General features: G+C 63.1%; 4 protein-coding genes and 1 pseudogene. 3 read left to right on the forward strand and 2 right to left on the reverse strand.

All coding sequences use genetic code 11. The annotated features are described in order from the left end of the window. A pseudogene (locus JOZ76_RS10000) lies at window positions 1-249 on the forward strand (acyl-CoA thioesterase domain-containing protein); the annotation flags it as partial. A 184-nt stretch (window positions 250-433) separates the two neighbouring features. On the opposite strand, the gene JOZ76_RS10005 reads toward JOZ76_RS10000, so the two are convergent. Both JOZ76_RS10005 and JOZ76_RS10010 read right to left on the reverse strand, forming a co-directional pair. Then, the gene (locus tag JOZ76_RS10005; protein WP_291698468.1) at window positions 434-2,050 is read right to left on the reverse strand and encodes a phosphoenolpyruvate carboxykinase; all 1,617 of its coding nucleotides are present in this window, start codon (window positions 2,048-2,050) and stop codon (window positions 434-436) included. Window positions 2,051-2,549: 499 nt separating this feature from the next. Then, complete coding sequence (locus JOZ76_RS10010; RefSeq protein ID WP_291698469.1) at window positions 2,550-3,284, reverse strand: HugZ family pyridoxamine 5'-phosphate oxidase; 735 nt, start codon at window positions 3,282-3,284, stop codon at window positions 2,550-2,552. A 215-nt stretch (window positions 3,285-3,499) separates the two neighbouring features. Here JOZ76_RS10010 and JOZ76_RS10015 point away from each other — a divergent pair, with 215 nt between their 5' ends. Both JOZ76_RS10015 and JOZ76_RS10020 read left to right on the forward strand, forming a co-directional pair. Then, window positions 3,500-4,201: a response regulator transcription factor gene (locus JOZ76_RS10015; protein ID WP_291698470.1), complete on the forward strand. Its 702-nt coding sequence runs from the start codon at window positions 3,500-3,502 to the stop codon at window positions 4,199-4,201. Window positions 4,202-4,468: 267 nt separating this feature from the next. Next, window positions 4,469-5,344 (forward strand): stimulus-sensing domain-containing protein (locus JOZ76_RS10020; RefSeq protein ID WP_291698471.1); only part of this gene is annotated, 876 nt, incomplete at its 3' end.

Genomic DNA, 5,344 nt, shown 5'->3' on the forward strand with positions numbered 1-5,344 from the left:
ATGTCGGATGCGTTCTTCGCCCGCATCTTTCATGCCCGGCGCGAGCTGGTGCCGATCGGCACGGTGTCGCTATCAACCTATTTCCATGTCGATGCCGACGATCTCGCCCGCGAGGACTTTTCGCGTGTTCTCGCACAAGCCGACGCAAAAGTTTTTCACAAGAGTTTTGGCGACCAGGCCGGCGAGCTGTGGTCGCCCTCCGGCCGCCTGCTCGCGACCACCACGCAGATCGTGTATTTCAAGGCGTAGACCTCACCCAGACTTCAACTGTCGTCCCCGCGACGCGGGGACCCATAACCACAGGCCATCATGCTTGGGCACGACGTCAGCCGGCGTGCTCTATTGATAAATCACGCGGTATGGGTCCCGGCTCTGCGCTCGCCATAAGCGGCGCTATGCGCCGCTCGGCTCGCTTGGCCGGGACGACAGAAGGTCACTCCGCAGCGAGCTTCACCTCGGGGGCGGCGGCGCGGATTTCGGCGTCGACCTTGGCCTCGAACTTGGCAAAGTTCTTCTGGAACATTGCGACCAGCCCGCGCGCGGTGCGGTCGAACTCGTCCTTGTCCTTCCAGGTGTTGACCGGGTTGAGGATCTCGGAGGGCACGCCGGGCAGCGCGGTCGGCACCGCAAAGCCGAAATATTTGTCGGTGCGGAATTCGACATTGCGCAGCGAACCGTCGAGCGCCGCGGTCAAGAGCGCGCGCGTCACCTTGATCGGCATGCGGCTGCCGACCCCGTATTTGCCGCCGGTCCAGCCGGTGTTGACCAGCCAGCAATCGACGTCGTGCTCGGCGATCAGCTCGCGCAGCATGTTGCCATAGACGGAAGGGTCGAGCGGCAAAAACGGCGAACCGAAACAGGTGGAAAATTCCGGCTGCGGCTCCTTGCCAAGTCCGCGCTCGGTGCCGGCGACTTTTGCGGTATAGCCGGAGAGGAAGTGATACATCGCCTGCGCCGGCGACAGTTTTGCGATCGGCGGCAGCACGCCGAAGGCGTCGGCCGCCAGCATCACCACGTTCTTCGGATGCGGCGCGCGGCCCGAGCGCGAGGCGTTCGGGATGAAATCGAGCGGATAGGCCGAACGGGTGTTTTCCGTTTTCGACCCATTGTCGAAATCGACTTCCCGCGTGTCCGCGTCGAGCACGCAGTTCTCCAGCACCGCGCCAAACCGCTTGCTCGCGGCATGAATCTCCGGCTCGGCCTCCTTCGAGAGTTTGATGCATTTGGCGTAGCAGCCGCCCTCGAAATTGAACACGCCGTCGCGGCCCCAGCCGTGCTCGTCATCGCCGATCAGCGTGCGCTTCGGATCGGCCGACAGCGTGGTCTTGCCGGTGCCGGAGAGGCCGAAGAAGATCGCGGTGTCGCCCTTGTCGCCGACATTGGCCGAGCAGTGCATCGGCATCACGCCCTTCTCGGGCAAATAATAGTTCAGCGTGGTGAACACGCTCTTCTTCATCTCGCCGGCATAATAAGACCCGCCGATCAGGACGATCTTGCGGGCGAAATCGATCGCGACGACGTTCTCCGAACGCACGCCGTGGCGTTTGGGATCGGCGCGGAAGCTCGGCATGTCGATGATGGTGAGCTCGGGCACGAACGCATCGAGCTCTTTGCGCTCGGGGCGGATCAAGAGCGTGCGGATGAACAGCGAGTGCCAGGCAAGTTCGGTGAAGACCCGCGTCCTGATCCGAAAACTCGGATCGGCGCCGCCATAGAGGTCCTGCGCGAACAGCGTTTTGCCTTCGGCATGGGCGATGAAATCCTGGTAGAGCGCCTCGAACTGCTCCGATGTGATTGACTGGTTGCCGGCCCACCACATCTTCTTGTCGGTGGTCGCGTCGCGGACGGTGAACTTGTCCTTCGGACTGCGGCCGGTGAACTCGCCGGTGTCGGCGCACAACGCGCCATCGGCGGACAGCACCGCCTCACCCGCAGACAGTGAATGTTGATAGAGCTGCGGCGCGCCAAGATTCCAATGCACGCGCTCGAGATTTTTTAAGCCGAATTTGTCGGCGCCGAAGGCGCCGTTCCGAACACCCGTCTCTTGCACGAAGTTCCTCCCGAGAGTCCGCGTATCTTGAAGGCGCCGATACCGTGGTCCTACGCCTGCCGCGGCGACCGTGACCAAAGGCCCGTCCGCGCCCGGTCGTCCGACCTAATACTTGGCAACGCCCTGCTTGCCAAGCTGATCCCGCGCCCTTGGTTTATTGCGACGCCGTTGCAAACGGCGACCACGGTTAACCTGTGTTAGCGGGGTAAAGTTGCGCGACATTCAGCCGCGTTTTGCAGCCGCGTTCTGCAGCCGCGTTATGCTGCAATGCCGTCATCATACTAGCATGTTAGCGCGCGCCGCTTTCGCCGGTCAGCGCGAACGGTCCGCAGCGCCGGATCGGCGTGGCTGTCCGCCGACGCGTCATCCAGATCTGCCTTGGCGAGCACCGGCTCGAACGCATCGCTCGAGGGGGCCTGACTCATGATGCAGTTGTTGCGGCTTTCGGCGCCGGCTCCTTTGGGGCGACGTCGATCAAGTCGGCGAGAAGCAGGGTCGCTTACGCCGTCGCCCGCGCCTGCTCGGCGAGGCCGACCAGCATTCTTCGTAAGGCCTCGGGCCCGATCACGCGTTCGGGAAAGTCGAGCCGCAGCACAAGGCGGCCGGCCGCAAGGTCGATGCCGGCGGGATCGCAGCCCGTGCAACGCCAGTCGGCAGGCGCGGCACCGAGCAGCTTCGTCGCGTAAAGGTTAACGGCATCGCGATGATCCGCATTGATGTGCGCAATTGCGCCCTGCTCGGCTTCGAGCAATGGTTTGGCATCAGCGATGGGCGTCAAGAACTGCTCCGGCCCGAGATCGACGATGCGGCCGAAGCCCGCCACCAGATGAACGTTGGTGGCGCGAATCACAAAGAAGGAAAAATCCTTGAAATCGACGAAAGCTTCCGCTGACGGATGCGCGTTAAGATAGCGCCGTCGCACCATCACAAGCTCGTCCGATGCAACGTCCTCCGCTCTTCCCAGTAACATGATCCGCCCGCCTTGCAGAGGATCGCCTTCCGTGCGCTCGTCGAGCATCAGCGACACGCGGCTGTCGGCGAGAATGTTTTTGGTGTGCACGGCAAGTTGCGAAATCAGCACGATCGGCGTGCCGTCAGGATGGCTGGCGACGTTGACGAGGGAGCAGTACGGGTCTCCGCGACCGGCCATCAGGGTGGCGAGCGCCCCCTGCCGGCTCTTTCGCAGCAATAAACGCGTTTCGCGCGAAGGATCAAAATGTTCACTTTGCTGCATCGATATTGCCTCGATATCCTATTGCGCGGAGTGGCTTTTTTCGGTTAAACGACGATTCGAAGGGGATACAAATGCATCGCGAAATGATGCATTTTGCGGAACTCGGTCACACTTCAGCCCAGCTTGCATTGCTCGTTGGCCGAGTTCGAAGCCCAAATACGGCGCATCAAAGGAATGCTCGCCGTTTCAGCCACGACGTCAGTGAAAGCAGGCTCATGCCCACAATCGCCCTGGTCGACGACGACCGCAACATTCTCACCTCTGTCTCGATCGCTCTGGAGGCGGAAGGTTATCGTATCATGACGTACACGGACGGTGCGTCGGCACTCGACGGCTTTCGCACCACCCAGCCCGACCTTGCCATCCTCGATATCAAGATGCCGCGCATGGACGGCATGGAGACGCTGAGGCGGCTCCGGCAAAAATCCGACCTGCCGGTAATCTTCCTCACCTCAAAGGACGAGGAGATCGACGAACTGTTCGGCCTCAAGATGGGCGCCGACGATTTCATCCGCAAGCCGTTCTCGCAGCGGCTGCTGGTCGAACGCGTCAAGGCGGTGCTGCGGCGCTCGCAGCCGAAGGATCCGACGGCCGTGCCGAAGGAGAACGACGCCAAGGCACTCGACCGCGGCCTGCTCCGGATGGACCCGGAGCGCCACACCTGCACCTGGAAGAACGAGCCGGTGACGCTGACGGTCACCGAGTTTCTGATCCTGCAGGCGCTGGCGACGCGGCCGGGCGTGGTGAAGAGCCGCAACGCGCTGATGGACGCGGCCTATGACGACCAGGTCTATGTCGACGACCGCACCATCGACAGCCACATCAAGCGGCTGCGCAAGAAGTTCAAGGCCGTCGACGAGGATTTCGAGATGATCGAGACCCTGTACGGCGTAGGCTACCGTTTCAAGGAAGCCTGATGCGACAGGACGGCGCGCAGCGGCGCGCGCCCCCAGCATGATCCGATGGGGCCCGGCTTTGGCCAAGATCATGCTCGAACATGAACGGCGGGGCGCGATTGCAATTTGGGGTAATCGCGTTTTTTGGACCCTCCTTGGGGGAGGTATGCGACGGCGATCCAGAGCAAAAATGGATCGTCAGGCAACTCGATCAGGGGCAGCCTTGGCGCTATGCTTGGGTCGCCCGCTTGGAGGGTCTTACGAACTACGAAGACGGGGCACGCAACATTGCTCGATCGAACGCAGCCAGACATCGTCCTGAACGCCGAGGACGCGACCGCCTCCGTCGTTCCGGGCAGCGCTGCCGAAGACCTCCAGCCGGTCGAGAGCTGGCAGCGGCCGCCGGGCTTTCTGCATCGCGCCGGACAGTTTCTGTTCGCGCTCAGCTTCTCCAGCCTGACCCGCCGCATCGTCTCGCTGAACATCGCCGGCCTGCTCGCGCTGGTCGCCAGCATCCTTTACCTCTCGCAGTTTCGCGCCGGCCTAATCGATGCGCGGGCGCAGAGCCTGCTGGTGCAGGCCGAAATCATCGCCGGCGCGATCGCGGCCTCGGCCACGGTGCAGACCAACGCCATCACCATCGATCCCGAGCGGCTGCTCGACCTCAAGCCGGGTGAGAGCTACGGCGCCTCCGACGACGGCTCCGGGCTCGAATTCCCGATCAACCCGGAGCGCGTCGCCCCCGTGCTGCGCACCCTGATCTCGCCGACCAAGACGCGCGCCCGCATCTACGATCCCAATGGCGGACTGATTCTCGACAGCCGCAATCTGGAGAACGTGCTGCGCTACGAGCTGCCGCCGCCCTCGCCAGACAAGCCCGGGATTGCCGAGCGGGCGATGATCGCGGTGCGCACCTGGCTCAACCGCGGCGACCTGCCGCTCTATCGCGAGCTCGGCCCCGAGAACGGCAACGGCTATCAGGAAGTCGCGGACTCGCTGAAGGGACAGAAGCGCAGCATGGTGCGCGTCAACGCCCGCGGCGAGGTGATCGTCTCCGTCGCCGTCCCGGTGCAGCGGTCACGCAACATCCACGGCGCGCTGATGCTCTCGACCCAGGGCGACGACATCGACCAGATGGTGAGCGCGGAACGGCTCGCGATCCTC

Source organism: Bradyrhizobium sp., from assembly GCF_019244115.1.
In the GTDB taxonomy this organism is placed as follows: domain Bacteria; phylum Pseudomonadota; class Alphaproteobacteria; order Rhizobiales; family Xanthobacteraceae; genus Bradyrhizobium.